Genomic DNA, 26157 nt, shown 5'->3' with positions numbered 1-26157 from the left:
AACTCACGACCTACCGCTTACAAGGCGGTTGCTCTACCAACTGAGCTAAGCCGGCAATGGGCGCGCATTTTACGCACAGCGGCCGGGCTTTGCCAAGCGCCGTCCGCCGCCGCGCGCCCGACGGGTCGGTCAGCGACGTGCCCGTGCCAGACGCACGACGCCGCACAGCACCAGGTCGGCTTCGACACACCGCTCGATCGCCGGGTCGACCAGGTCGGCCAGACGACCGGCATCCCCTCCGGACAGTACGGCAAGCAGCTCGCCCTGCTCGGCCAACCGCTCCCGCCAGACCGAAAGCATCTGGTTCACCCCGGCGGCGAGCAGCCAGTGGCGACCCAGCTCGATTGCCGTGGCGGTGTCGGCGGCAAGACCCAGCCGCCGCGTCGCCTCGGGGACCTCCGCGACAGGCTCCGACGCCCGGACCGGACCGGCATTTCGGCCTAGCGAGTCGATCGCCGGGGCCAGGGCCGGCGCGGCCGATCGCAGGGCCTCGAGTTGCGCGCGCCAGCCCGGCAGGATCAGGCCGCCGAGGTGCTGCCCGTCGGCGGCCAGCACGTCGAGCGTGACGGCCGTGCCGGCGTTGATGACCGCCAGCGGGCGGTCGGCATGGCGGGCATGGGCCTCGATCATCGCGCAGAAGCGATCGATACCGAGTCCCTCGGGCGACTCGTAGGCGACGCGCACGTGGCAGCACTTGCGCGGCACGCTCAGCCAGCGGCGCTCCGCCTGCGGGCAGACCTCGGCAATCGCGGTCTCCAGCCACTCGCGTCGACGCGCCTCGACCACGGAGGCCAGCACCACCTGCTTCGGCGAGCGCCCCTTCTCGTCGACCAGCAGTGGCTCGAGTCGCGTGGCCAAGGCGCCGACGGCATCCGGCTCGTCGGCGGCCGGCCAGTCGATCACCTCCGGCTCGACGGCCTTCTGGCTGCGGCGGGCAAGATGGGCCTTGATTCGGCTGTTGCCCGCATCGATGTAACAGTTCACAGGATCAGGTCTTCCTTAAAAACGTTCGATATCAGTCGCATCGGGCGGACTCGGCGAGCAACCGCACCCGATCGTGTGTACCCGCCCGGATCACACGGCCGTCGGAACGACCGACTTCCAGCTCGCCGTCCGGACGGATCGGGCCGGCGATACCCGTCTCGCGGGTGCCGTCGCCGCGCTCCACCACCACCGGCTCGCCAAACCCATGATGCGCCCTGGAAAACAGCGCGATCTCGGCCGGCCAGTCCTCGGGGCGAGTCATCACGGCGATTGCCGCCTCGATCAGGGCCAGCGCCAGGTCGACGGAATCGATTCGCCGAGCGTCAACTGCCTTCCCGAGGGAGGCCGGCCGATAATCCGCATCGAGTCGGCCGGCGGGGTACCGCCAATTGATCCCGACCCCGGCCACCCAGCAGAGCACCCCTCCGAGACGGCGACGCTCGATCATCAGTCCGCCCAGCTTGCCCTGTTCGAGATACAGATCGTTGGGCCACTTGACCACGACCGGCACACCGTGTCCTTGCAGCACCCCGGCCAGTCGCCCCGCCAACGCGAGGCCAGCGGGCGCCTCGGGCAGCCTCTTACCGGCCGGCACGGCCAGCGAGAACCACAGACCGTCGCCAGGCCCACTCTGCCATCGCGCACCACGCCGCCCGACCCCCGCAGTCTGCTCGTTCGCCACGGCCAGGGCCGGCCGGCGCCCGCCCCCTTCGGCCGATCCGACCAGGGCGCCTACGCGTCGGTTGGTCGAATCGACGCGCGCCTCGGCGGCCAGCGACCAGCCTCGCGCCTCGGCCAGCTGACCAAGCCGCGGGAGCAGCGAATCGAAATCGAGCGCGAGGTCGCGATGCATGGGAGACCCCGAGAAAACGGGCAAAGGTGGGTTCGAGCCGGGGCGTGACGACCACGCGTCGGCACCGGTACGCTCAAGTTTTGCGAAACGGGCCCGATTATACTGGCTCGGGCCGGCAGAACGAGGCCAACCGGGCAATCTGCGATGGCTACGTGCGGCCAGCCGCCAATTCAGCACGTATCCCGTTGATCTCGCGACATCAACTCCTGAGGAGCCCTTGGACAAAGCAACCATCATCGGCATTGTCTCGGCGCTGGCCGTCGTGATCCTCGCGATCGGGCTCGGTCAGTACCCGCTCGGGTTCATCAGCATCCCGGGCGCACTGATCGTGGTCGGCGGCACCCTTTCGATCACGCTGGCGATGATCACCTTCCGCCAGTTCGTCCAGTCCTTCGGCGTGATCAAGCAGGCCTTCATCGACCGGCCGCACAGCCTGACCGGACTGATCGACGAGATCGAGGAGCTCGCCCAGGTAGCGCGCCATGACGGCGCACTGGCGCTCGAGGACCAGGAGATCAGCCACCCGTTCATGGAAAAGGGCGTGCGCATGATCGTCGACGGTCAGCCGATGGAGGTGATCGATCGCACCCTCGAGCGCGACATCGAGCTCTCCGAGGAGCGCCACGACGGCGGCGTGCAGATGTTCAAGAGCATCTACGACGTCGCCCCGGCGATGGGCATGATCGGCACCCTGGTTGGCCTGGTGCAGATGCTGAGTTCGCTCGACGATCCGTCGAGCATCGGCCCGGCGATGGCCACCGCCTTGCTGACCACCTTCTACGGCGCGGTAATCGCCCAGGCGATCGCCCTGCCGATCATGACCAAGCTGCAGATGCGCGCGACCCAGGAGTCGCGCGAGCAGCGCCTGATCCTCGAGGGCATCCGCGGCATCCAGGACGGCATCAATCCGCGCATCCTGCGCGGCCTCCTGGAGACCTTCCTGCCCAGCCGCGAGCGCCAGGAGGAGGACTGACCCATGGTCCGCGCCCGTCGACGAAAGGTGGGGAGTTCCGGGGGCTGGCTGACCACCTACGCCGACATGGTCACCCTGCTGCTGACCTTCTTCGTGCTGATGCTGTCGATCTCGGTGGTCGACGTCGAGCGCTACAAGGCCGTGGCGGAAACCATGCGCAGTTCGTTCGGCAGCCTGCCCACCGACTCGACGGCGGCACCCGGCGACTCGGCCGTCGAACTCGCACCGGGGGCGGCCGATCCGGACAGCAAGATCGAGGGGCCGCCCCCCACCCAGTTGATCGAACTCGAGGCCCCGCCCACGGCGAGCCCCGAAGGCGACGACCGCGCGCTCGAGGACCTGCGCCGCGCGCAACTCGAGGAGAGGGCCACCGAACTGCGCTCGACCATGAGCGATGCCATCGCCGCCGGCGACATCGAGATCGAGACCACCGACGACACGGTGATCATCCGCATCAAGGAAAACGCCTCTTTCCCCTCGGGCAGCGCGGACATGCAGCAGGCCTTCGAGCCGGTGATCGACCGGATCGCCGACGACCTGATCGACAGCGGCGACCGCATCGTGGTCACCGGCTACACCGACGATGTGCCCATCCGCTCGGGGCGGTTCCGCTCGAACTGGGACCTTTCGGCCGCGCGGGCCGTGAGCGTGCTGATGGAACTACGCGATCAGGGTATCGAGGCCGATCGGCTTTCGGCGCGCGGCATGGGCGAGAACAACCCGATCGCACCGAACGACGGCGAGGCCAACCGCGCCCTCAACCGCCGGGTGGAGATCGCCCTGGTGCCGACCTGGGCAGATGTCGACAAGCCTCAGCTCGACGGTCAGCCGATCGATTAGGATGGGCGTCAACCCGCAGCGTGAAGGGGCGCCAGCCAGTCGGCGAACCGTGCCTCGGTCTCGATATCCGCAACCGCCGGTTCGAGCCGATGCTGGTTCAGACACTCCGGCGCCAGCCTCAGCGTCATCTCCAGCAGGCGCCCCTGGCGAAAGACATGCAGCGCCAGCCGGTCGCCGGCGCGATGCCGGGCGATACGCTCGCCCCAGTTGCCGCCGTTCACCGCAAAGCCATCGATCGCGATGATGCGATCGTCGACCGCCAGCCCGGCCGCCGCCCCGGGGCGATCCTCGAACACCAGGACCACGCGTGCCGCCTGCGAATCGCCGACGTCGACACGGATGCCCGTGTCCGGGCCGGGCTGCTCGGCCCGCGGCACCATCGCCACGCCGAAGCGCGCCAACAGCCCGGCGACATCGAGGGTCTCGGTCGAGCGCAGCGCCCGGTCGAAGAATGCGCCCATCGGCTCGCCCATCGCCGCCTCGATCAGTGCCTCGACCCGCTCGCCTTCGGCCAGCGGCGACTCGCCGTGGTGTTCCCACAGGCGACGCATCACGTCCATCAGGCTCACGCCGCGCTCGCGCAGCATCAGATCCAGCATCAGGGCGACGATCGCCCCCCGGGTGTAGTAGCTGACGATCGCGTTCACCGCGTTGGCGTCCTGCTGGTAGAAGCGCGTCCAGGCGTAGAAGCTCGACTCCTCCAGCGTCTGCCGCGACCAGCCCTTGCCACGCATGGCACGGTTGATGGTCTCCTCGAGTGCGGCGAGGTACTGGCTCTCGTCGATCAGGCCGGCGTGGCGCACCAGCCAGTCGTCGAAGTAGCTGGTAAAGCCCTCGAACACCCACAACAGGCGCGTGTGCGCCGGGCGGTCGAGCGGCAGGCCGGCGAAGGCCGCCGGACGAATTCGCTTGACGTTCCAGTTGTGGAAGTACTCGTGGGCGCAGAGGCTCAGAAACCGCTGGTATTCCTTGCTCACCCCGGCGGCGGTCACCGACGGCAGGTGGGCGCGGGGAAAGATCAGCGCGGTCGAATCGCGGTGCTCCAGCCCGCCGAAGCCCGACTCGTCCAGCGCCACCAGGAACAGGTACTCGTCGAAGGGCGCGCCGTCGAACAGCTCGATCTCGGTCTCGCAGATACGCGCGACATCGGCGGCGATGCGGTCGAAGTCGGTCTCCGGCAGGGCATTGGTGAACACCATCCGGTGCAGCACGCCGCCGGCGGTGAACTGGCGTTCGACGAAGTCGGCGATCTCCACCGGGTGATCGATCAGGGCCTCGTAGCCGGCCGCGGCGAAGTCGCCGAAGCCGCGCTCGTCGATCGCGATCGCCGGCAGGGTGGTCGCCACGCGCCAGTCGGGCGGCAGGTCGTCCCCGTCGATCACCACCTCGTGGCGTTCATCCTCCGCGCCGTGGACCCGCAGGAACACGCTGGTCCCGTTGAAGAACACGTGACTCGAATCCACGTGCGCGCTGCGCACCGAGAAATCCGCGCAGTAGACCCGATAGTGGACCGACACGTCGACATCGGTACCGGCGAGATCCCAGGTCTGCTGGTCGACCGGGGTGATCGCCACCGGCCGCCCGCGGGCATCCTCGGCGTGCTTGCCCACCAGGTGACGGGCGAAGTCACGCACCAGGTAACTACCCGGGATCCAGGCCGGCAGGCTCAAGCGATAGCCCTCGTCGCTGGCCGGCAGGTTCAAGGTCACGTCGAGGTAGCGGCTGCGGTAGCCGGCAAACCCGATGCGGTAGAACGGTTCGACTCGGGGGGCAGTCTTGGCGACGACGGCGGACTGTCCCATCAGGATTCCTGATCCGACGCTTGCCCCGGCAGGTCGGACACCGACGAATCACTGGTCATCAGGTGGTGGCCGCCGGGGTGGACACGGCCATGCTTGATCTCGTCCGGATGCGCCTCGCGCACCGGCCCCACGCGGGCGGTGAAGTGCAGGCGAAAACCGGCCAGCGGGTGATTGAGATCGACCTTGACGGTCTTCTCGCCCACCTCGAGGACCAGCATCTCGATGCGCCCCTCGGGGCCGTGGGCCTCGACCATATTGCCCGGGGTGAGCTCGGCCTGCGCCTCGATCCGCTCGCGCGGCACCTCGACCACGCCCTCGGGGTCGTGCAGCCCGTAGGCCTGCTCCGGCTCGACGGTCACCTCGATCTCGTCGCCCTCGACATGCCCGTCCAGCGCGGCCTCCAGCCCCGGGATGAGGTTGCCGTGGCCGTGGATGTACTCGAAGCCATCTACGCGCGTGTCGGCCAGGATCGCACCGTCGTCGTCGCGCATGACGTGAAACACGCGCACCACGCGATCCTTGGCCACCGCGGGCGTCGAGTCCGCTTGCTTGTCTTCACTCATTTTCGTGGGTCCTCTGCTAAGGAATCATATCGTCACGCCGTGCCAGAACGGGATGGTCAGCAAGGCCAGCAGGGTCGAGGCGCTCGCGGTTGTGGCATACAGCCCCGTGTCCAGCCCGAAGCGGTCACACAGCACCAGCCCGAGCACCATCACCGGCATCGCCCCTTCCAGCACCACGGCGGTCAGTGTCTGTCCGCTGGTGCCGACCATCAGCGCGAAGCCCAGCGCCACCAGCGGCATCCACAACAACTGGATCGCGATCGCGGGACTGACGGTCAGCAGCTGGCGTCCGGTCAATGTTTCCAGGCGCAGGCTCATGCCCAGCGCGACCAGCATGATCGGCACCACGGCCGCCCCGAGGCGGTCGAGCCAGTCGGCCGCCCAGTCGGGCTGCGACACCCCGGCGAGGTTCAACCCGGCACCGGCGAGCGCCGCCCACAACGGTGGCACCTTGAGCAGGGTCTTGAGCGGGTGGACCTCCTCGTCGCTGTCACCAAAACGCGCGGCAAGGAGGATCCCCACCGAGAGCAGCAGCGGCGTGCAGGCAAACAGGTCGTACTGGATGGCCACTGCCTGACCGGCATCGCCGAACAGGCTGTCGAGCAGCGGCAGCCCCATGTAGGTCGCGTTGGGAAAACCCGCCGCCAGCAGCAATGCGCCGAACTGCGGCCGGGTGAGCGGCATCAGCCGCCCGACGGCGTACATCAGCGCCAGCGAGCCGATCACCGCGACGGCCGCCGTCCCGGCGATCCGCAGGGTGTCCACGCCCAGCGGCGCACGCCACAGCACCGCGAACACCAGCGCCGGCAGGAACAGGTAGTAGACCGACGAGGTCAGCGCCCCGCGCGCCCGGTCGGCGCTCCATCCCCCCAGCGGCAGATAGCGCCAGATGTGGCCGAGCGCGATGGTGCCGGCCATCTGCAGGATGACCGATATCACCGCCGCCCGACCGCCACGCGTCGGTCAGCGCGCCACCCGATCCGGATGGGCCGGGTGGGCCGCTTCACTCGCCCTTGGCCTCCGCTTCGGCCTTCTCGACCTCGGCGCGCACCTCGTTCATGTCCAGGTCCTTGACCTTGGTGATCAGTTCGTCGAGGGCATTGCGCGGCAGGGCGCCGGCCTGGTTGAACAGCAGGATCTGTTCGCGGAACACCATCAGCGTCGGGATCGAACGGATCTGGAAGTGGCCGGCGATCGCCTGCTCTTCCTCGGTGTTCACCTTGGCAAAACCCACGTCGGGATTGGCCTCGGCGGCCTGCTCGAAGATCGGACCGAAGGACTGGCACGGGCCGCACCAGGGCGCCCAGAAATCCAGCAGCAGGATGTCGTTGTCCTTGAGAAGGCCTTCGAGGTTGTCCGCGGTCGCGGTATGAACGGTCATAAAGACACCTTTGGATCATGCCGGCCCGCGGGCCGGCCGCATGTCGACCCGGTTACGCCGGGTCACGAAAACGGGTTGCTCGATCGTCGAGCCATCGCCGAACCAATGTTTGGTCATCGCTGGACCATGGCGCCCGGGATCGAATCGACCGAGGTAAGGGCACACGCGAAGAATTCAACCCGGGCACCCCCGATCCCCCGGGCAATCCGCGGCCGGGGCGTGTGCACGACGCTGCCGGTCAGTCGCCGTCACGCTCGCCCCAGCGGGCGTGCAGGTCGTGCGGCACGTCGATCTGGTCGAGGATGCGCGCGACGGTGAAATCGATCAGGTCCCGGATCGTCCGCGGGCGGTGGTAGAAGGCCGGCGAAGGCGGCAGGATCACCGCGCCGAGCTCGGCCAGCCGCGTCATCTGACCAAGCGCGATGGCCGTCAGCGGCGCCTCGCGCGGCACGATCACCAGGTCGCGACGCTCCTTGAGGCAGACGTCGGCCGTGCGCTCGATCAGGGAATCCGACAGACCGTTGGCGATCGCCCCGAGCGTGCCGGTGGTGCAGGGACAGACCACCATGGCATCCGGGGGATTCGAACCGGAGGCGAACGGAGCAGTCCAGTCCTGGCGGGCAAAGCCGGTGACCTGCCCCTCGGCGGCGCCGAACCGGCCGCCCAGTTCGGCGGCCAGCGCATCGTGACGGGCGGGGAACGGCTCGTCGAGCTCGAGTGCTGCCACCGCGTGCGCGGCCTTCGAGGCGATCAGGCTGACCCGGCAATTCGCCGCGATCAGGCATTCGAGCAGCCGCAGCGCGTAGGGCAGCCCGGAGGCGCCGGTCATCGCCAGCACCACGTGTTCCGTTTCGCCCCGACGCCTCATGCCGCCACCTCGCGTAGCGCGTCGACCAGCCGGGCGGGAAAACCGCCGAAGCCGCCATTGCTCATCGAGACCACCCAGTCGCCGTCGCGGCTGTCGGTCATCACGGCCTCGAGCAACTGCTCGACCGAGTCGGCGACGGCCAGGCGCCCGCCCAGTTCGGCAAGCGCGGTGGCCGGGTCGAAGGCCAGATCGTCCGGGGCATGCACGAACACCCGGTCGGCGCCCGACAGCGCCGGGCCGAGCCGGCCGGCATGCACGCCGGCGCGCATGGTGTTCGAACGCGGGTCGAGCACCGCGATCAGCCGGGCGCCTTCCGGCATCTGCTCGCGGACGGCTGCGAGCGTCGCCTCGATGGCGGTCGGATGATGGGCAAAGTCGTCGATCACGCGCACCCCGCGAGCCTCGCCCTTGAACTCGAGGCGCCGGGCGACCCCACCGAAGTCCGCCAGCGCGGCCAGCCCCTCGACCGCCGGCACCCCGGCGAACCGGGCCAGTGCCACGGCGGCCATCGCGTTGCGACGGTTGTGCGCCCCCCGAATGGCGTCCGGCAGGTAACCGACCGACTCGCCCTCGCAGAACAGCTCGCCGTGATCCTGCCACCAGGCGGCACCGGCGGCCGGCTGCTCGGCCAGGCGTTCGACCGGCGACCAGACGCCCTGTTCCAGCACCCGGTCGATCGCCGGTTCGCCCAGCGGGGCGATCACCTTGCCCTGCCCCGGCACCAGCCGCAGCAGGTGGGCGAACTGTCTCTCGATGGCAGCCAGGTCCGGGAAGATGTCGGCGTGGTCGAACTCGAGATTGTTGATCACCAGCCCGCGCGGACGGTAGTGCAGGAACTTCGAGCGCTTGTCGAAAAACGCCGTGTCGTACTCGTCGGCCTCGATGACGAAGAACGGCGTCTCGCCCAGCCGGGCGCTGACGCCGAACCCGCCCGGCACCCCGCCGATCAGGAATCCGGGCGCCATGCCGACCGATTCCAGGATGTGCGCGACCATCGAGCTGGTGGTGGTCTTGCCGTGGGTGCCGGAGACGGCCAGCACGAACCGCTGCGAGAGCACCTCCTCGCCCAGCCACTGCGGCCCGGAACGAAAGCGGTAGAAGCCGTTGAGCAACTGGTCGATCACCGGCATGTCGCGGCGCATCACGTTGCCGACGATGATCTCGGCATCCTCGGGCAGCGGCGCGTCCATGTCGGTCTCCACCGCGATCCCGGCGCGGGCGAGCTGGTCGCTCATCGGCGGGTAGATGGCGTGATCGCGCCCCGAGACCTCATAACCCATCTCGCGGGCGAGTAACGCCAGCGAGCCCATGAAGGTCCCGGCGATCCCGAGGATATGCAGTCGTTTTTCCGTCGGCTTCACGGGCACCTCATGTCGGCAGCGCCGTCTCGCCGGGCAACAGCTGCACCGCGAGCGTCATGTAGACCAGCGAGCTGAGGATGAAGTAGCCCAGCGCGGTGAGCACGCCGATCGCCGCGCCGAAATCGAGCGTACGGCGATAAATCTGGCCCAGCACGACGAGGTTCCAGGCGAACAGCGCGATCATCAGCACCGACCAGATACCCAGCTGGGTGTCGATGTCGGCGGCCTCGGCGCCGGTAGGCTGCATGGCCACCAGTGGCCAGGCGACCAGGCCGAGCATCGCCGTGGCACCGAACAGGGCGGTGAGCATCTGCGGGATACGGGCGCGGTGATTGCGCAACACGGCCAGGCCGGCCGAGTACCCCACCAGGACGATCGCATCGGCGCCGAGCAGCAGCAGGCCGGCTCCAAGACCGCCCTGGCCCTCGCTGGCGACCGCAAGATCGAGCAACACACCCACAACGAGGTAGAAGGCGACCGCGATCAACAGCGGTCGCTGGCCGGCAGGCATGTCCTCGGGACCGGCGCGCAGGAACAGCAACTGGAAGAAAAGGCGGATCAGAGACAAGACGGCATCCCCATTGACGCGGCTCGACCGAAGGCGGCCCGAAAAAAGACGGCAGCAAGCCTAGCGCAAAACGGGCGGTCCCGTCTGCGCTCCCGCATCAGGACCACGCAATGGAGGCGTCAGCGTCGAAGATCGCGCAGGTACCACCACTCGAAGAACCGCTTGGCCCAGTGCAGCAGACGGCACGGCGGGGTGACGAACTGGCGTTTCTCGTTGCGGAACACCAGGGTCGCCCGATCGAGCATGTCCATCACGCAGACCAGCTCCCACTTGAAGGTGCGCGCGATTGGCTGGCCGTCGAGCTCGGCGACCAGGTTCTCGGCGGCCGCCACCGCCTGCAGGTCGGCCATGTGCGCCTGCTTGGGCGCCCAGTCCGGCGCGGGGTAGCTGCCCGAATCGCCGACGACAAAGACCTTGTCCGCCCCCTTGACCCGTGTGTGCTCGTCGGCCTCGATCATGCCGCCGGGCGAGGTCGGGAACGGGGCGTTTTCCAGCCAGGCCGGGCCGGTCATGCCGGGCATGAACAGGATCAGGTCGGCCGCCAGCTCGCCCCTTTCGGTGATCACGCAATCGGCCTCGAAGCGCTGCGGCTTGGCACCGATGTGGGTCTCGATGTCGAATTTGCGCATCCGGTCGAGCAGCCGGTCGACGGCCGCCTCGCCCAGCCGGTTGCCCGGCCGCGGGGAGGGGTTGAAGAACACCAGCTTGAATTGCTCGCGGCGCCCCTGCTGGCGCAGCAGTCGGTCGATGCCGAACAGCAGCTCGAACATCGGCCCGCCGCGCACCGCGGCCGGCTCCTTGGGGTTGCCGCCAAAGCCGATGGCGATGGTGCCGCCGTCCATCTCGCCCAGTCGGTCGTGGATCGCCTCGGCGGCATCGATGCCCTCGCACAGGGTGATGGCGTGCTCGATACCCGGCAGCTTCTTGAGGAAGCGACCGCCGCTGGCGATGATCAGGCCGTCGTTCTCCACCTCGCCGTTGTCGGTGATCACCCGCCGCCCGTCGTCGCTGACGCCGGTGACCCGACCGGCGTGGAACCGCACGTCGAGCCGTTCGAGCAGCGGGCGGATGTCGAACAGGATGTCCTCGCGCCGGCGCAGCCCCGCGGGCACCCAGATCAGGCTGGGGTAGTACTGGAAGGTGGGCTCGGGCGCGATCAGGGTGATCTCCGCCTGCGGACGCAACCGCCGCAGGCGCCGAACCGCCGTCAGGGCACCGAACCCCGCACCGATGACCGAAAGTTTCATGCCTTGCCCTCCCGGGTACAGACTGGATTGCCAACGCGTTTGCGCGCCTTATCTTGGCATAAGAACTTTCTAATCCTCAATTCGCACGCCCTCGTCGCCGCTCGACCAACCACCGCGTGAAGGGGCGCGCCAGAAACAGGGACAAGAGCACGACGCCCAGCACGATCGGGGTGCGGGTATCGAACTTCACCGACAGGAAGTAATGCAGCACGACCAGGGCGGTGGCCGGATAGACCAGTCGGTGCACCTGCTTCCAGCGCCGCCCGAGACGGCGCATCCAGCCCTGCGTGGACGTGATCGCCAGCGGCACGAGCAGCAGGAAGGCAATCGCGCCGAAGGTGATGTGCTCGCGTTCGAGCACGTCCTCCCAGATCGCGGCGAGATCGAGTTGCCGGTCGACCGCCACCCAGAGCGACACGTGCAAACTGGCGTAGAAGACGGCGTACAGGCCGAGCATGCGCCGGTAGTCGATCAGCCCGAGGCGCGGCAACAGGCGCTGGATCGGCGTGACCGCCAGCCCGATCAGGAGCAGGTAGAGCGCGGTGTCGCCCAGAAAGCGCAGGCTGTCGACCACCGGCTCGTAGCCGAGTTGGTGGGTGGGGATCGCCCAGGCGAGGTAGATCAACGGCGCCAGTTGCGCGAGGAAGATCAGCCACCACGCCGGTCGATTGGCCAGCCATGGACGACGCGCAGCCATCAGTAGTGCTTCTTGAGATCCATGCCCTTGTAGAGGTGGGCCACCTCCTCGGCATAGCCGTTGAACATCAAGGTATCGCGCCGCCCCCATTCGCCGATCCGCCGTTCGGTCGCCTGCGACCAGCGGGGATGATCCACCTCGGGGTTCACGTTGGCGTAGAAGCCGTACTCGCGTGGCGCGGCGGCCGTCCAGCTCGAGGTGGGCTGCTCGCGCACCAGGCTGATGCGCACCAGCGACTTGCCGCCCTTGAAGCCGTATTTCCACGGCACGACCAGCCGCACGGGTGCGCCGTTCTGCGGGGTCAGCGTCTCGCCGTAGATGCCGGTGGCCAGCAGCGTGAGCGGGTGCATGGCCTCGTCCAGCCGCAACCCTTCGACATAGGGCCAGTCGAGCACCGACCGGGTCTGCCCGGGGAGCGGGTTGTCGGGCCGATAGACCGTCTCGAAGCGCACGAACCGGGCCTCGCCGGTCGGCTCGACCCGATCGAGCAGCGCCTTCAACGGCACGCCCTCCCAGGGGATCACCATCGACCAGCCCTCGACGCAGCGCATGCGGTAGATACGCTCCTCCGGCGCCTTGAGGCCGGTAAGATCATCCAGGCTGAAGCGCCCCGGGCGGGCGACCAGGCCGTCGACCTCGAACTCCCAGGGCGAGAGCCGGTCGATCAGCGAGGCCAGGGCGTCGGCGTTGCGTTTCGGATCGGTCTTGCCGGTGCCGAGCTCGTAGTAGTTGTTGTAGCCGGTGATGGCCTCCTTCTCGGTCAGCTGCTCGGCCAGCGGCCTGCCCTCGTCGGCGCGTCCGCAGCCGGGCAGGGCCAGTGCCGCACCGGCACCGATCACGGAACGCAGGAACGACCGCCGCGCGCTGCGATCCATCGCCAGGGCGGGATCGGTGACCTCCCACTCGCGTGGCGGGTGCGGGGAACGAATACGGTATCGCATGGCAGGCCTCTCGAGTCGCGGATGCCGACGGCAGGCCCGGGCAGGTAGAATCCCGGGCATTGCCCCGTCGGGTTGGACCCCAGTATTGACGCAAAGTGCGCCGCTTGCAGGCGCCGAACCGTCTTGCCCGCGATCATTCACGAATTCGACAGGACCCGCCCCGGATGCCCGACCTCGTCGCCGACCCCAGACGCGATCTCGCCCACCGGTTCCTCGACCGGCACACCACCGGCTTCGGTGAGCTGCGCGCGGCTTCCAGCGATGCCAGCAACCGCCGCTACTGGCGGACGAGCGGCCCGGGCGAACCGGGAGAACACAGCCTGATCGTGATGGACTCGCCGCCCGACAAGGAGCCGCTGGACACCTTCCTCGACGTGCATGCGCGCCTGGAACGCGCCGGCCTGCCGGTGCCGCGCATCCACGCCCGCGATCTCGCCGCCGGCTTCCTGCTGCTCGACGACCTGGGCCACGAGACGCTGTTTTCCTGGCAGGCCGGCGCCGGGGCGACGGACCGGGCGACCGCGCTGGCCGACTGCCGCGCCCAGTTGATCCCGATGGCGCGCGTCGAGCGCAACGGGCTGCCCGCCTTCGATGCCACGCGGCTGACCACCGAGATGCAATTGTTCGACGAGTGGTATCGCGCCGGGCACCTGGGCGCGGACTGGTCGGAGGAACAGGCCCGACACTGGCAGGCGCTGCGCGACCGGATCGCCGAGCGGCTTGCCGCGATGCCGCCGGTATTCGTCCATCGCGACTACCACAGCCGCAACCTGATGCGCTCCGGCAACGACTGGGCGATCATCGACTTTCAGGACGCGGTGGCCGGCCCCCTGCCCTACGACCTGGTCTCGCTGCTGCGCGACTCGTACATCGACTGGCCCGCCGACTGGGTCGAGCGCGAGATCGAGGCCTTCTGGAGGCAGGCGGACGCGGCCGGCCTGACCGACGCGAGCCTCGAGCAATTCATCGAGGACTTCGCCTGGGTGGCCGTGCAACGTCACCTGAAGGTACTGGGCATCTTCGCCCGCCTGAGTCATCGTGACGGCAAGCACGGCTACCTCGACGACCTGCCGCTGACCTGGCGTCATTTGCAGTGGGCCATCGATCGTGCCCCGGGACTCGAACCGTTGCGCGAGCTGATCACCGGCCTCGAACCAACGAACGCCCCGGAGCACCCTCGTGTCTGAGACGGCCAACATGATGTCCACGGCCATGATCCTCGCCGCCGGCCGCGGCGAACGGCTGCGCCCGTTGACTGACCACACCCCCAAGCCGCTGATCGAGGTCGGCGGCAAGCCGCTGATCGAGCACCACCTCGAGCGGCTGGCCGCCGCCGGCATCGGGCGGGTGGTGATCAACCTGGCCCATCTGGGCGAGAAGCTCCGGGCGCACCTCGATGACGGAACGCGCTGGGGGCTGACGATCGAGTATTCCGTCGAGGGAGAGCGGGCCGAGGACGCGCTGGAGACCGCCGGCGGCATCCGCCACGCACTCCGGCACCTGTCACCGACCTTCCTGCTGGTCAACGGCGACGTGCTGGCCGACATCGACTACCGGGCGCTCGCGGAGCGGGCGGCGTGCCTGCCCGACGACTGCCTCGCCCACCTGGTACTGGTCGACAACCCGCCCCATCACCCCGAAGGCGACTTCGGCCTCGATGCGACGGGGCGACTCACGCCGGGATCCGACCAGTGCTTCACCTACTCGGGCATCGGGCTTTACCGCCGGACGATGTTCGCGGGACTCGAGCCCGGACGCCGGGCGCTCGGCCCGCTGCTGCACGAGGCCATCGCGGCCGGGCAGGTCTGCGGGGAACGCCACCGCGGCGACTGGCTGGACGTCGGAACGCAGGAACGCCTGGCCGAGGCCAGGCGTCGCGTGCAGAACGACTGACACCGCGCTCCGTCAGCGGAAGGCCAGATCCCGCAGGAACAGGGCGATCTGCGGGAACATGATCAGCAGCACCGTCGTCGCCAGCAGCATGAGAACAAATGGCGGCGTGCCCTTGACGATCTCCATGTACGGCCGCCGGAAAACGGCCATGGCGGTGAAGATGTCGTAGCCGAACGGCGGCGTGGCCGAGCCGATCGCCGACTGCAGCACCACCAGCGTGCCCACGAGTATCGGGTCGACCCCCGAGGCGTTGATCGCCGGAATGAAGATCGGCGTGAGCACGAAGATCGCCACGATCGGGTCGACGAACATGCAGGCGACGAAGTAGGACACGGCGATCAGGATCAGCAGGTGAGTGGGATTGGCCGCCACGTGGTCGATCATCGGGCCGAGGATGTCGGTGGGAATCTGCGCCAGCGAGATCACCCAGGAGAAGGCCTGCCCCGCCCCGACCAGGATGAACACCACCGCGGTGATCAGCCCGGTCGACAACGCGATGCCCGGCAGGTCGGAGAACTTGACCGAGCGGAAGACCAGCATCTCGATGATCAGCGCGTAGAACACCGACATCGCCGCCGCCTCGGTGGGGCTGAACAGGCCGGAATAGATCCCGCCGAGCACCACCACCGGGAAACCCATCGGCAGGATGGCCCCGCGGATCGCCCGCAGGCGGTCCGCCCAGCCGACCCGCTCGCCCAGCGGGATGTTCAAGCGCTTGGAGATCCACCAGCTGTAGACCGAGAACATCACCATGATCAGCAGCCCCGGCCCGATCCCGGCGATGAACATCTCGCCCACCGAGACATTGGCCGCCACGCCGTAGATGATCGCCGCGATCGACGGCGGTATGAGCAGGGCCACGTCCGAGGCATTCACCAGCAGCGCCATGGTGAAGCTGTCCTTGTAGCCGGCCTTGAGCATCTTCGGCCGCAAGGCGGTGCCGATGGCGACCACGGTGGCCTGGGTCGAACCGGATACCGCCCCGAACAGGGTGCAGGACACGGCCGTGGTGATCGGCAGCCCGCCGCGGCGATGCCCGACGAAGGCATGCACCAGGTCGAGCAGGCGGTTGGCCGTGTGGCCCTTGGTCATGATGTCGGCCGCCAGGATGAACATCGGCACGGCGACCAGCACCGACGGCCGCACCCCGCCGACCATCTGCTGGATGAGCTGATTGGCACCCACTTCGGGGAAACTCACCACCAGTATCGCCAGCGCCCCGATGATCAGGGGCACCATCATCGGGAAGCCCATCAGCAGGAGCAGGAACATCAGCACGAAGGTCAGGGTGAGCATCAGTGACGACCCTCCCTGTCAGCGGAGGCGTCGCGGTCGTCGCCTTCCTCGAGCTTCCTGGCCTCGGCGGCGGCGAGGTCCGCCTCCTCGTAGACCTCCCGCTCGGCGAACGATCGGTAGACCTCCTTCTCGGTCAGGTTGCGCACCGTGGTCAGGCTGTACTGCACGCCGGTGAGGAACAGCCCCGCGGGCACGGCGATGTAGAGAACCCACAACGGAATGCCCAGCGAGGGCGTGGACTGGCCGATGGCGCGGACCTGCGCCTCGTAGAGGAAGGCGTAGTAGGCGAGGTAGAACATCACCGCGGCCGACCCGGTGGTGATGACGATGTTCAGCCCCTTGCGCCACTTGCCCCTGAGCTGGTCGTAAATGGCGGACATGCGGATGTTGCGCCCGTGCCGCGCGCCCTTCGCCACCCCGACGAAGGTGATGATCACCAGCAGCGCCTGGTTGATCTCCACGGTCCAGGAAAGCCCGTTGACGAACGGCACGCCCCAGTCCTTGAGGTTGTTGCCGAGCACGTTGACGATGTTCAGCGTCGCCATGAACAGGATCGACACGATCAGCACGGCGTCTTCCAGCCAGCCGATCCCCCGGTCGAGACCTCGAATGGCCCGCATCACCGGTGAACGGAAAGGGCCTCCCTGCGATTCGGACATCCACGTCTCCCTGCCGGTGAGGCGTCGAGCTTCACGAGCGCTCCCGACCTTGTCGTTGCGATTCCGGCACGCCGCCTGCCGGCGTACCGAACTGGCTTCCCAGTGTAGTCCCGGCCGGAAGACCCTGTCCACGCGCCGACACCTGAGCCGGCTTGCCCGACATGCTAAGGTCATCGGATCGGGCCCGGACGAGTCGACCCGTGTTGAATCATCGAGACCGAACGCACCAAGTAAGAACCAGGGAGAGACCAGATGAACGAAAAGACCTTCCTACACAAGGGCGCCCTGTGGATGGGCTCTCTCGCCCTCGCCGCCGGGCTGGCGCTGACTGGCTGCGGGCCATCGCCGGACGACGGCAAGCAGGTCTGGAAGTTTGCCCTCGAGGAGACCGAGGGTGGCGTCCAGTGGGCCTACGCGGAGAAGTTCAAGGAGCTGGTCGAGGAGCGTCACGACGACGTCGAGGTCAAGATCTACCCCTACGGCACGCTGGGTAGCTCGCAGGACATCACCCAGCAGATCCAGAACAACACCGTGCAGTTCGCCTTCGCCTCGGCCGGCCACGTCGGCTCGACGATCCCCGAGGCGCAGGTATTCTCCCTGCACTTCCTGTTCTCGCAGGACGATGAGGTCAACCGGTCGATCTTCACCGACAACGAGACCGTCTACGGCGAACTCGGCGAGGCCTACAACGAGAAGGGTCTGGAGCTGCTCTCCATCGTGCCCGAAGGCTGGATGGTCTGGAGTTCGAACAAGAAGATCGAACAGCCCGAGGACTTCGATGGCGTGAAGTTCCGCGTCATGCCGTCGAAACTCCTGCTGGCTACCTACGAGGCCTACGGCGCCAGCCCGCAGGGCATGGCGTACTCCGAAGTCTACGGCGGGCTCGAGCGCGGCCAGATCGACGCACAGGTCCAGCCGATGTTCGCCATGCGCGACATGAGCTTCCACGAGGTCCAGGACTACATGATCGAGGCGAAGAACGCCCAGTTCGTCGCCACGGTGATCTCCAGCCCGAGCTTCCTCGACAGCCTGCCCGAGGACATGCGCGAGAGCGTGAACGAGGTGACCGAGGAACTCGGCCCGTACATCTACGAGGAGCAGCAGAAGCTCAACGAGGAGGCGGCCGAGGAAATCCGCGCAGACGGCGGCACGGAATTCGTCCGGCTGACCGAGGAACAGGTCGCCGCCTTCGCCGAGCGCAACGAGTCCGTCTACGACCAGTTCGTCGAGATGGCCGGCCCGCGCGGCGAGAAGATCCTCGAGGCGATCCAGGACGCCGTGGCCGAGGGTGACGCGGAATAACCGCCCACCCCGGCACCACGCCGATCCGTTCCCACAGGCGCGCCATCCGGCGCGCCTTTTTCGTGTCCGTCGGCACGCGGCATAACTCAAGCCGCTGACAAGACGTGACTTTTCCGACTAGGATTGAACGGACGACTCGAATCAACCGGGGGTGCCGACAGTGGCGAGCCCCGCACGCTCACGCAGAGGGCCGCAGCGATGACGACAGACGGGCCGGACAACGCGCGTTGGCTGGCGATCAATGCCGGCTCGTCCTCGCTCAAGCTGGCGATCTTCGATGCGGGCGGCAACCGCCGCCACGCCTGCACGGCCGAGGCGCTGAACGACACCGGCGGCTCGCTCGGCGAGGCCCACTCGCATGCCCTCGACGAACTGATCACCGCCCTGCCCCCGGACGAGGCCGGTCCGTTTCGCGGCATCGCGCATCGTGTGGTCCACGGCGGCGAGCGCTTCGACACCCCGACACGCATCGACGCGGCCGTGATCGACGCCCTGCACCAGATCGAGCCGCTCGCCCCCCTGCACAACCCCATCGCCGCGGCCTGCATCGAGCTGACCCGCCGGCGATTCCCCGACACGCCCCAGTACGCCCTGTTCGACACGGCCTTTCATCGCGACCTGCCACCGGAATCGCGCGACTACGCCCTGCCGGCGTGGTGCCGAGACCGGCTGGGCATCCGCCGCTTCGGGTTTCACGGCCTGTCCGCGGCGCATGCCCTGCGTTGTCTCGCCGATGCCACCGGCCACCCGCCGGAGCGACTCAACCTGATCGTGCTGCACCTGGGCAACGGCGCCAGCGTCACGGCCATCCGCGGCGGGCGCAGCGTGGCGACCTCGATGGGCATGACCCCGCTCGAGGGCCTGGTGATGGGCACGCGGGCCGGCGACATCGACCCGGCCATCCCCGGCGTGCTCGAACGCGAGGGCGGCCTGTCGAGCGACGAGGTCGACCACCTGCTCAACCACGAGTCCGGCCTGCTCGGGCTGTGCGGAACGCGCGACTTGCGCGAGATCCACAACGCCATCGACCGGGGCAGCGAACGGGCAAGTACCGCGCTGGCCATGTACATCCACCGCATCCGCCACTATCTCGGCGGCTATCTGGTCAACCTCGGCCGTCTCGATGCCCTCGTGTTCACCGGCGGGGTGGGCGAGCACGACATGGTGGTGCGCGAGTCGGTCTGCAAGGGACTCGGGGTGATGGGACTGGCTCTGGATGTCACCGCGAATCGGCGTGACGAGACAGGGGTGCGCGCCCTGCACCAGCCGCACAGTCCGGCCGGCATCTGGGTGGTCCCCGCCGACGAGGAACGCGAGATGGTCCGGGAGATCCAGGATCTCGACTGACACACGGGCGATACATTCGACTGCTCTGATGACTGACGGCGGGACGTTCCGCCCTTCCATTCCGACGAGGCCAACACCATGCAACGACGTGACATCGACGCGATCGACGGTTTCTGGCGCGCGGCCAACTACCTGTCCGCAGGCCAGATCTACCTGCTCGACAACCCGCTGTTGCGCGAGCCGCTGGCCCGCGAGCACATCAAGCCGCGCCTGCTCGGCCACTGGGGCACTACCCCGGGGCTGAACTTCATCTACGCGCACATGAACCACCAGATCCTCGCGCGCGATCTCGACGCGATCTTCCTCACCGGCCCGGGCCATGGCGGCCCCGGGCTGGTGGCGAGCGCCTGGCTCGACGGGACATACTCGGAAATCTATCCGCGCATCAGCCGCGACGAGGCAGGGATGCAGCGACTGTTCAAGCAGTTTTCCTTCCCCGGTGGCATCCCGTCGCACGTCGCCCCGGAGACCCCGGGGTCGATCCACGAGGGCGGCGAACTCGGCTACGTGCTCTCGCACGCCTTCGGCGCGGCGTTCGACAACCCCGAGCTGGTCGTCTGCGCGGTGGTCGGCGACGGCGAGGCGGAGACCGGCCCGCTGGCGACCTCCTGGCACTCGAACAAGTTCCTCGATCCCGTTCGCGACGGCGCGGTGCTGCCGATCCTGCACCTCAACGGCTACAAGATCGCCAACCCGACCGTGCTCGCCCGCATCCCGGAAGACGAACTCGAGGCGCTGCTGCGCGGCTACGGCTACCACCCCCATTTCGTCAGCGGCGAGGACCCCGAACGGATGCACGTGGCGATGCTCGAGACACTCGACCGCGTCCTCGACGAGATCGACGCCATCCAGCGTCGGGCACGAGAAGACGGCGAAACGGTCCGCCCGCGCTGGCCGATGATCGTCCTGCGCACGCCCAAGGGCTGGACCGGCCCCGAGGAAGTCGACGGCAAGCCGGTGGAGAACACCTGGCGCTCCCACCAGGTCCCGATGAAGCATGTTCGCGAACACCCGGCCTATCTCGAGATCCTCGAATCCTGGATGAAGAGCTATCGCCCCGAGGAACTGTTCGACGAACACGGCCGGCCGCTCGACTGGCTGACCGGACGCACGCCGACGGGCAACCGGCGGATGTCCGCCAACCCGCATGCCAACGGCGGGCTGCTGTGTCGCCCGCTCGACCTGCCCGACTTTCGCGACTACGCCATCCCGGTCGAGGCGCCGGGACAGACCAGGGCCGAGTCGACCCGCGCGATGGGTCGCTTCCTGCGCGACGTGATGGAGCGCAGCCACGAGTCGCGCAATTTCCGCCTGTTCGGCCCCGACGAAACCTCATCCAACCGTCTCGATGACGTCCTTGCCGTCACCGATCGCGCCTGGAACGCCGAGACCCTGCCCACCGACGAGCATCTCGGCCGCGGCGGGCGGGTCATGGAGATCCTCTCGGAGCACACCTGCCAGGGCTGGCTGGAGGGTTACCTGCTGACCGGCCGCCACGGCCTGTTCGCCTGCTACGAGGCCTTCATCCACATCGTCGACTCGATGTTCAACCAGCACGCCAAGTGGCTGGATACCAGCCGGGACATCCCGTGGCGTGCGCCGGTGCCGTCACTCAACTACCTCCTGACCAGCCACGTCTGGCGCCAGGACCACAACGGCTTCTCGCACCAGGACCCCGGGTTCATCGACCTGGTGGTCAACAAGAAGGCGAGCGTGGTCCGCGTCTACTTCCCACCGGATGCCAACTGCCTGCTGTCGGTCACCGACCACTGCCTGCGCAGTCGCGACTACGTCAACGTGATCGTCGCCGGCAAACAGCCGCAACCCCAGTACCTCGACATGGAGGCGGCGATACAGCACTGCACGGCCGGGGTATCGATCTGGGAATGGGCCAGCAGCGACGACGGCCTGGAGCCCGACGTGGTGATGGCCTGCGCCGGCGACGTGCCCACCGAGGAGACCCTGGCGGCCGTCGACCTGCTGCGCCGCCATCTGCCCGAACTGCGCGTACGGGTGGTCAACGTGGTCGACCTGATGAAACTCCAGCCCGAAAGCGAGCACCCGCACGGCCTGTCGGATAGCGCCTTCGACTCGCTATTCACCCTCGACCGGCCGGTGGTGTTCGCCTACCACGGCTACCCGTGGCTGATCCATCGCCTGACCTACCGGCGCAGCAACCACCACAACCTCCACGTGCGTGGTTACAAGGAAGAAGGCACGACCACCACCCCGTTCGACATGGCGGTCAAGAACGAGATCGACCGCTTTCATCTCGTCATCGACGTGATCGAACGCGTCCCCGGGCTGAAGGTCCGTGGCGCCCACCTGCGCCAGCAAATGGAACAGCGACTGATCGAGCACGAGCAGTACATCCGCGAACACGGCGAGGACATGCCCGAGATCCTCGAGTGGCAGTGGCCATCCCTGCCCGGGAGCATCGCCCCCGAGAAGACCTGAACCGGAAACAGCAAAGCCCCGGCGGAACCGGGGCTTCGGGCGGCGGGACGAGGCCGCGCGTTACTGGATCTTGAGGTAGGCGTAGCCCTCGCGCTGCAGGTCGGCGATCTTGGCCACCCCCGAGCCCACCAGTTCGATTCCCTCGTAGAGCCTGTCCTCGGGCAGGTCGATCTCGCCGCGGGTCACGTCGCAGAGATGCACGTTGACCTCGCGCACGTCCATCAGTGTCTCCAGGCGCCCCTTGAGTTCGGCACGCCGCTCGTCGAGCGCCTCGTCGGCGGCATACGGCGTGCCCTCGAGCGGGTCATCGGTAGCGAACCGGATGCCATGGCCGACCAGCACCAGGTGCACGTCCCAGTCGATCAGTTTCTGCTCGGCATCGCCGATCAGGTTGTTGATCGAGGTCAGCGTCGCCGAATAGCGGGTCGGATCGGCGAAATCGACGTGGTAGACGACTCGCTGGGTGTCATCCTGCGCAAAAACCGGCATCGAGACGACCAGCACCAGGGCGGCCAATGGCACGGCAATCAGTCGGGCGACGAGACGAGGCAGCGTGGCGGCACGCTGCAGAAAAGAGGCGATGGTGGTCATTCCCTTGCTCCCGGTTTCGAGGTGGAAAAGGAGCATAGCCGATCATCGACGATTGGCGCGGGGTCGCGAGATCGGGTTTCCTAGCGCGGGACGCTGTGGCGATCGGGGTAGCGGCGCTGGGTATGCACCGCGAGCGCATTGGCGAGATTGACCCTCGGGTTCTCGGCGCAGAACTCGAGCACCGCCTTGCGGGCGGCCGAGACCGGCTCGCCGGACTGGATGTCGTAGGTGTTCTTGAGGATGACGTTGCTCGCGGTGAGATAGCCCGCGATGAAACCGTCGAGCTTGCCCTGGCTGCCAGGATGATCTCCTTGGGCAACTGCGATCGCATCCTCACAAGACCAGTTGCCCGGGCCAAAGGCCACGAATCGGCCCTCGACGCTCTTCGCGGCCACGAGGGCCGGCATGGCGACCAGGGCCGCGGCTGCGATCACGGCCGCGGCGGCCGAAGCAATCGGATCTCCGTGTGGCATGTCGTCTCGCTCCGATCAACCGAACTGCAGATCGAAACCGCAGTTGGCAATGTAGGCCTGCTCTCGCTCGAGGTCGGCCACCGTCAGCGGGTGATCGTCGAGCCAGCCGGGGGCGAATTTCAGGGCCAGCCGGTCGCCGTCGGCCTCGACGCTCACCTGCGCGGGGGCGATGCCCTCGCCCCGGTCACGATGAAACAGCACCGCCACGCGCAGGATCACGGCCAGGCGCATCACCAGCGGGCGCATGTCCTCGTCGAGCGACTCGAAACGCGCCGGCTTGAACTTGCGCCGGTGGGCATGCACCAGCGCGGCGACCGCCGCCTGGGCCGTGCGGGTCAGGCCGGGCATGTCGGCGTGCTCGAGCACGTAGGCGCCGTGATGATGGTAGCCGGAATGGGAGATCGCCAGCCCCACCTCGTGGACGCGCGCGGCCACGTCCAGCCAGGTGGCCAGCGGCAGTGCCTCGCTGGTCTCGTCGCTGGTCGCCCCCCAGCTCGCCTCGACCTGGCGCCAGAGCGACGCGGTGGTCGCCGCCACCCGCTCGGCGTGAGTCGCATCGACGTTGAACATGCGCTGCAACCGCCCGACGGTCAGGTCGCGCACGTCGTCGAAGTCCTGGCGCTCGAGCCAGTCGTAGATCAGTCCCTCGCGCAGCGCGCCGTCGGAGATCGCCATGCGCTCGATGCCGAGTGCCTCGAACACGGCGCGCATCGCCACCAGCCCGCCGACGAATACCGGCTTGCGGTCGTCGGACAGCCCGTCGAGCGAGAGCTTGTCGAGGCTGCCGGCCTTGAGCACCGCCTTGCGGATGGCATCCAGCCCGTCCAGCGTCAGGCTGCCGTCGCCCCAGCCGTTCGCCTCGGCCACGGTGGCCAGCGAACGCGCCGTGCCGCTGCTGCCCACCGCGCGCGCCCAGCCCATCTCGCGGTAGGCTCGCTGGTAGCTCATCAGCTCCAGTTCGGCGCGGCGTTCGGCCTTGAGCATGCGGGTCTTGTCGTACTTGCCGTCGCTGAAATGATCGTTGGTCAGGCGCACGCAGCCCAGCGGCGCACTCTCCATGCGCACCGGCTCGAAGCCCTCGCCGATGATCAGCTCGGTCGAACCGCCACCGATATCCACGACCAGCCGCCGGCCGTCGGCCGGCACGTCGCTGTGGGCCACCCCGAGATACACCAGCCGCGCCTCCTCGCGCCCGCCGATGATCTCGATCGGATGACCGATGGCCCGCTGCGCGCGACGAATGAAGGTCGAACCGTTCTTGGCCGCCCGCAAGGTATTGGTGCCCACGATCCGCACCCGGCCACGGCGCATGCCGGACAGGCGCTGCCCGAATCGCCGCAGGCAATCCAGCCCGCGCTCGATCGCCGCCTGCGAGAGATAGCCGTGCTCGTCCAGCCCGCCGGCCAGCCGCACCATCTCCTTCATCCGGTCGATGACCTGCAACTGCCCCGACTCGACCCGGGCGACCAGCATGTGAAAACTGTTGGACCCCAGGTCCACCGAGGCGATGACTTCTCCGTCCTGCATGGGCTTTGGCATCCCGGCTGAGTGCTGCCTCGAGCAAGCTCGAGGCTAGGTATCTGGATTCGAGGACCGCGGCACGGCTGCGACCCATCGCATTATGTCCATTTTGCCGGTGACCAGAAACCCTGTCGCCGAGCGATCGGTCAATCTTGCGAGCCCCCGGCAGATCGTTTAGCGTAGAAGAACAAGCTGATAAACACCCATCAATCTCAAGGACGAGAGACGTGGTAGTTACCCGATGCCGCCCGGGCGGCTACGGCCAGTGCATGGCATGGATCGCCATGACGCTGGCCGCAGCGCTTGCGCCACCTGCCGCCGCGCAGGAAACCGACCCGACCGACGAGTCGCTCCGCCAGCTCGAGCGCCAGCACGAGTTGCGCGAGCGATTCGAAGCGACACCCGACGTGCGCCTGCCGCGCTCGGCGCGCCCCTCGCCCGAACTTCCCGCCAACGAGACGCCCTGTGTCGAGATCGACCGGATCCGCCTGACCGGGGACGGCCAGCCACGATTCGCACGAGCCCTCGACCGCGCACTCGAGCAGCTGGGCTGGCGCGACGGGCACTGCCTGGGCGAGCAAGGCATCCGGGCGATCCTCCGCGAGACCCAGCAGCAACTGATCGACCTCGGGCTGATCACCACCCGCCTCGATGCACCGCCCCAGGATCTCGAGTCAGGCGAACTGCGGCTCGCGATCCTCCCGGGCCGAGTCGGTGCCATCCGGGCAAGCGCCGCCTCCGACGAGCGTGCCCGCCTCGATACCGCCTTCCCGAACAACGCGGGCGATCTCCTCGACCTGCGCGATCTCGAGCAGGGGTTGGAAAACCTCGAGCGCCTGCCCAGTGTCACCGCCGACATCGCCATCCAGCCCGGCCAGTCAGCCGGTGACAGCGACGTGGTAGTCGACTGGCAGCAGGGCTTCCCGTTGCGGCTCTCGCTTTCGGTCGACGATTCCGGCAGCCGCGAGACGGGGCGTCTTCTCGGCACGGCCACCGTCTTCGGCGATCACCTGTTCGGTCTCAACGGCCTGTTCTACGCCAGCCTCACCCGCAATCTCGGGCTCGATGAAAGCGAGCGGCCCGGTCACACCGAGTCGTACACGCTGCACTACTCCGTACCGTTCGGTTACTGGCGGCTCGGGGCCACGGCCAGTCGCTTCGAATACGATCAGACCATCGCCGGCCTCGACCGCGACCACCGTTACAGTGGCCGGGGCGAGCGGCGCGAGCTGGCGATCTCCCGCGTCGTGCACCGCAACGACACAGGCCGCACCCGCCTGACGGCGACGGCCTGGTTGCAGACCTACGCCAACGCGATCGACGATACCCGCATCACCGTCCAGGACCGCCGCATGGCCGGCTACACGGCCGGCATCGAGCACCGGCGTTTCCTCGGCCGGGCCACGCTCGACCTCTCGCTGAGCCACCGCTGGGGCACCGGCATGCTCGGCGCGAAGCCGGCCCCCGAGGAAGCTTTCGGCGAAGGCACCGCACGGCCGCGCATCACCTCGTTTCACGTCCGGCTCGACGCCCCGTTCAC

Annotated in this window: 24 protein-coding genes and 1 pseudogene; 8 read left to right on the top strand and 17 right to left on the bottom strand. The window is 68.0% G+C overall.

The annotated features are described in order from the left end of the window. Positions 1–129: 129 nt before the first annotated feature. Positions 130–984: a type III pantothenate kinase gene (locus ACLFRM_RS05080; RefSeq protein WP_410754637.1), complete on the bottom strand. Its 855-nt coding sequence runs from the start codon at positions 982–984 to the stop codon at positions 130–132. A 31-nt stretch (positions 985–1015) separates the two neighbouring features. Beyond that, on the bottom strand, positions 1016–1837 hold the full coding sequence (locus tag ACLFRM_RS05075; RefSeq protein WP_410754636.1) for a biotin--[acetyl-CoA-carboxylase] ligase: 822 nt from the start codon (positions 1835–1837) through the stop codon (positions 1016–1018). Between the two features lie 217 nt (positions 1838–2054). Here ACLFRM_RS05075 and ACLFRM_RS05070 point away from each other — a divergent pair, with 217 nt between their 5' ends. Together ACLFRM_RS05070 and ACLFRM_RS05065 are read left to right on the top strand one after the other, a co-directional pair. Next, the gene (locus ACLFRM_RS05070) at positions 2055–2810 is read left to right on the top strand and encodes a MotA/TolQ/ExbB proton channel family protein (protein ID WP_410754635.1); all 756 of its coding nucleotides are present in this window, start codon (positions 2055–2057) and stop codon (positions 2808–2810) included. 3 nt (positions 2811–2813) lie between these two features. After that, complete coding sequence (locus tag ACLFRM_RS05065) at positions 2814–3650, top strand: flagellar motor protein MotB (protein WP_410754633.1); 837 nt, start codon at positions 2814–2816, stop codon at positions 3648–3650. A gap of 8 nt (positions 3651–3658) precedes the next feature. Here ACLFRM_RS05065 and ACLFRM_RS05060 read toward each other — a convergent pair whose 3' ends face one another. From ACLFRM_RS05060 to msrP, 10 genes are all read right to left on the bottom strand, one after another. Beyond that, the gene (locus ACLFRM_RS05060) at positions 3659–5452 is read right to left on the bottom strand and encodes a M61 family metallopeptidase (RefSeq protein WP_410754632.1); all 1794 of its coding nucleotides are present in this window, start codon (positions 5450–5452) and stop codon (positions 3659–3661) included. After that, the gene (locus ACLFRM_RS05055; protein ID WP_410754631.1) at positions 5452–6015 is read right to left on the bottom strand and encodes an FKBP-type peptidyl-prolyl cis-trans isomerase; all 564 of its coding nucleotides are present in this window, start codon (positions 6013–6015) and stop codon (positions 5452–5454) included. Before ACLFRM_RS05055 ends, ACLFRM_RS05060 begins: the two co-directional genes overlap by 1 nt. A gap of 24 nt (positions 6016–6039) precedes the next feature. Next, on the bottom strand, positions 6040–6954 hold the full coding sequence (locus ACLFRM_RS05050; protein WP_410754630.1) for an AEC family transporter: 915 nt from the start codon (positions 6952–6954) through the stop codon (positions 6040–6042). A 64-nt stretch (positions 6955–7018) separates the two neighbouring features. Then, positions 7019–7396 carry a thioredoxin gene (gene trxA / locus ACLFRM_RS05045; protein WP_410754629.1) on the bottom strand — a complete coding sequence of 126 codons (378 nt, stop codon included), beginning with the start codon at positions 7394–7396 and terminating at the stop codon, positions 7019–7021. Positions 7397–7634: 238 nt separating this feature from the next. Then, positions 7635–8264: a flavin prenyltransferase UbiX gene (locus ACLFRM_RS05040; RefSeq protein WP_410754628.1), complete on the bottom strand. Its 630-nt coding sequence runs from the start codon at positions 8262–8264 to the stop codon at positions 7635–7637. Continuing rightward, entirely contained in the window at positions 8261–9574 is a 1314-nt protein-coding gene (gene mpl, locus ACLFRM_RS05035; protein ID WP_410754639.1) for a UDP-N-acetylmuramate:L-alanyl-gamma-D-glutamyl-meso-diaminopimelate ligase, read from the bottom strand. The genes ACLFRM_RS05040 and mpl overlap by 4 nt, the downstream gene beginning before the upstream one ends. 58 nt (positions 9575–9632) lie before the next feature. After that, entirely contained in the window at positions 9633–10193 is a 561-nt protein-coding gene (locus ACLFRM_RS05030) for a hypothetical protein (protein ID WP_410754627.1), read from the bottom strand. A gap of 119 nt (positions 10194–10312) precedes the next feature. Beyond that, positions 10313–11440: an NAD(P)/FAD-dependent oxidoreductase gene (locus tag ACLFRM_RS05025; RefSeq protein ID WP_410754626.1), complete on the bottom strand. Its 1128-nt coding sequence runs from the start codon at positions 11438–11440 to the stop codon at positions 10313–10315. Between the two features lie 76 nt (positions 11441–11516). Further along, positions 11517–12137, bottom strand: coding sequence for a sulfite oxidase heme-binding subunit YedZ (locus ACLFRM_RS05020; protein ID WP_410754625.1), 621 nt, complete (start codon positions 12135–12137; stop codon positions 11517–11519). Beyond that, positions 12137–13078 carry a protein-methionine-sulfoxide reductase catalytic subunit MsrP gene (gene msrP / locus ACLFRM_RS05015; protein WP_410754624.1) on the bottom strand — a complete coding sequence of 314 codons (942 nt, stop codon included), beginning with the start codon at positions 13076–13078 and terminating at the stop codon, positions 12137–12139. Before msrP ends, ACLFRM_RS05020 begins: the two co-directional genes overlap by 1 nt. 164 nt (positions 13079–13242) lie before the next feature. Here msrP and ACLFRM_RS05010 point away from each other — a divergent pair, with 164 nt between their 5' ends. Together ACLFRM_RS05010 and murU are read left to right on the top strand one after the other, a co-directional pair. Beyond that, a complete protein-coding gene (locus ACLFRM_RS05010) occupies positions 13243–14265 on the top strand; it encodes an aminoglycoside phosphotransferase family protein (RefSeq protein WP_410754623.1) in 1023 nt (340 codons plus the stop codon). Between the two features lie 13 nt (positions 14266–14278). Continuing rightward, positions 14279–14971: an N-acetylmuramate alpha-1-phosphate uridylyltransferase MurU gene (gene murU, locus ACLFRM_RS05005; protein WP_410754638.1), complete on the top strand. Its 693-nt coding sequence runs from the start codon at positions 14279–14281 to the stop codon at positions 14969–14971. 12 nt (positions 14972–14983) lie between these two features. On the opposite strand, the gene ACLFRM_RS05000 is transcribed toward murU, so the two are convergent. Together ACLFRM_RS05000 and ACLFRM_RS04995 are read right to left on the bottom strand one after the other, a co-directional pair. Continuing rightward, positions 14984–16267: a TRAP transporter large permease gene (locus ACLFRM_RS05000; RefSeq protein ID WP_410754622.1), complete on the bottom strand. Its 1284-nt coding sequence runs from the start codon at positions 16265–16267 to the stop codon at positions 14984–14986. After that, positions 16267–16926, bottom strand: coding sequence for a TRAP transporter small permease (locus ACLFRM_RS04995; protein WP_410754621.1), 660 nt, complete (start codon positions 16924–16926; stop codon positions 16267–16269). The genes ACLFRM_RS05000 and ACLFRM_RS04995 overlap by 1 nt, the downstream gene beginning before the upstream one ends. Positions 16927–17178: 252 nt before the next feature. On the opposite strand from ACLFRM_RS04995, the gene dctP reads away from it, so the two are divergent. The 3 genes and pseudogenes from dctP to ACLFRM_RS04980 form a co-directional block, all read left to right on the top strand. Beyond that, positions 17179–18228 (top strand): TRAP transporter substrate-binding protein DctP, encoded by a 1050-nt coding sequence (gene dctP / locus ACLFRM_RS04990; protein ID WP_410754620.1) that lies wholly within the window; start codon positions 17179–17181, stop codon positions 18226–18228. A gap of 198 nt (positions 18229–18426) precedes the next feature. Beyond that, positions 18427–19575, top strand: coding sequence for an acetate/propionate family kinase (locus ACLFRM_RS04985; protein ID WP_410754619.1), 1149 nt, complete (start codon positions 18427–18429; stop codon positions 19573–19575). 69 nt (positions 19576–19644) lie between these two features. Beyond that, positions 19645–22032 (top strand): annotated as a pseudogene (locus ACLFRM_RS04980) (phosphoketolase); the annotation flags it as partial. A 60-nt stretch (positions 22033–22092) separates the two neighbouring features. On the opposite strand, the gene ACLFRM_RS04975 reads toward ACLFRM_RS04980, so the two are convergent. From ACLFRM_RS04975 to ppx, 3 genes are all read right to left on the bottom strand, one after another. Next, positions 22093–22623: a DsrE family protein gene (locus tag ACLFRM_RS04975; RefSeq protein ID WP_410754618.1), complete on the bottom strand. Its 531-nt coding sequence runs from the start codon at positions 22621–22623 to the stop codon at positions 22093–22095. An 80-nt stretch (positions 22624–22703) separates the two neighbouring features. After that, positions 22704–23096 (bottom strand): hypothetical protein, encoded by a 393-nt coding sequence (locus ACLFRM_RS04970; RefSeq protein WP_410754617.1) that lies wholly within the window; start codon positions 23094–23096, stop codon positions 22704–22706. A gap of 15 nt (positions 23097–23111) precedes the next feature. Next, a complete protein-coding gene (gene ppx, locus ACLFRM_RS04965) occupies positions 23112–24623 on the bottom strand; it encodes an exopolyphosphatase (RefSeq protein WP_410754616.1) in 1512 nt (503 codons plus the stop codon). Positions 24624–24844: 221 nt separating this feature from the next. Between ppx and ACLFRM_RS04960 the strand changes: the two genes are divergently transcribed. After that, positions 24845–26157, top strand: a 1313-nt coding sequence (locus ACLFRM_RS04960) for a ShlB/FhaC/HecB family hemolysin secretion/activation protein (protein WP_410754615.1), incomplete at its 3' end; no start/stop codon positions are given.

This window comes from Guyparkeria sp., from assembly GCF_046540515.1.
Classification (GTDB): domain Bacteria; phylum Pseudomonadota; class Gammaproteobacteria; order Halothiobacillales; family Halothiobacillaceae; genus Guyparkeria.
The sequence above is the reverse complement of the archived record's forward strand: the minus strand, read 5'-3'. Positions and strand labels throughout refer to the sequence as shown.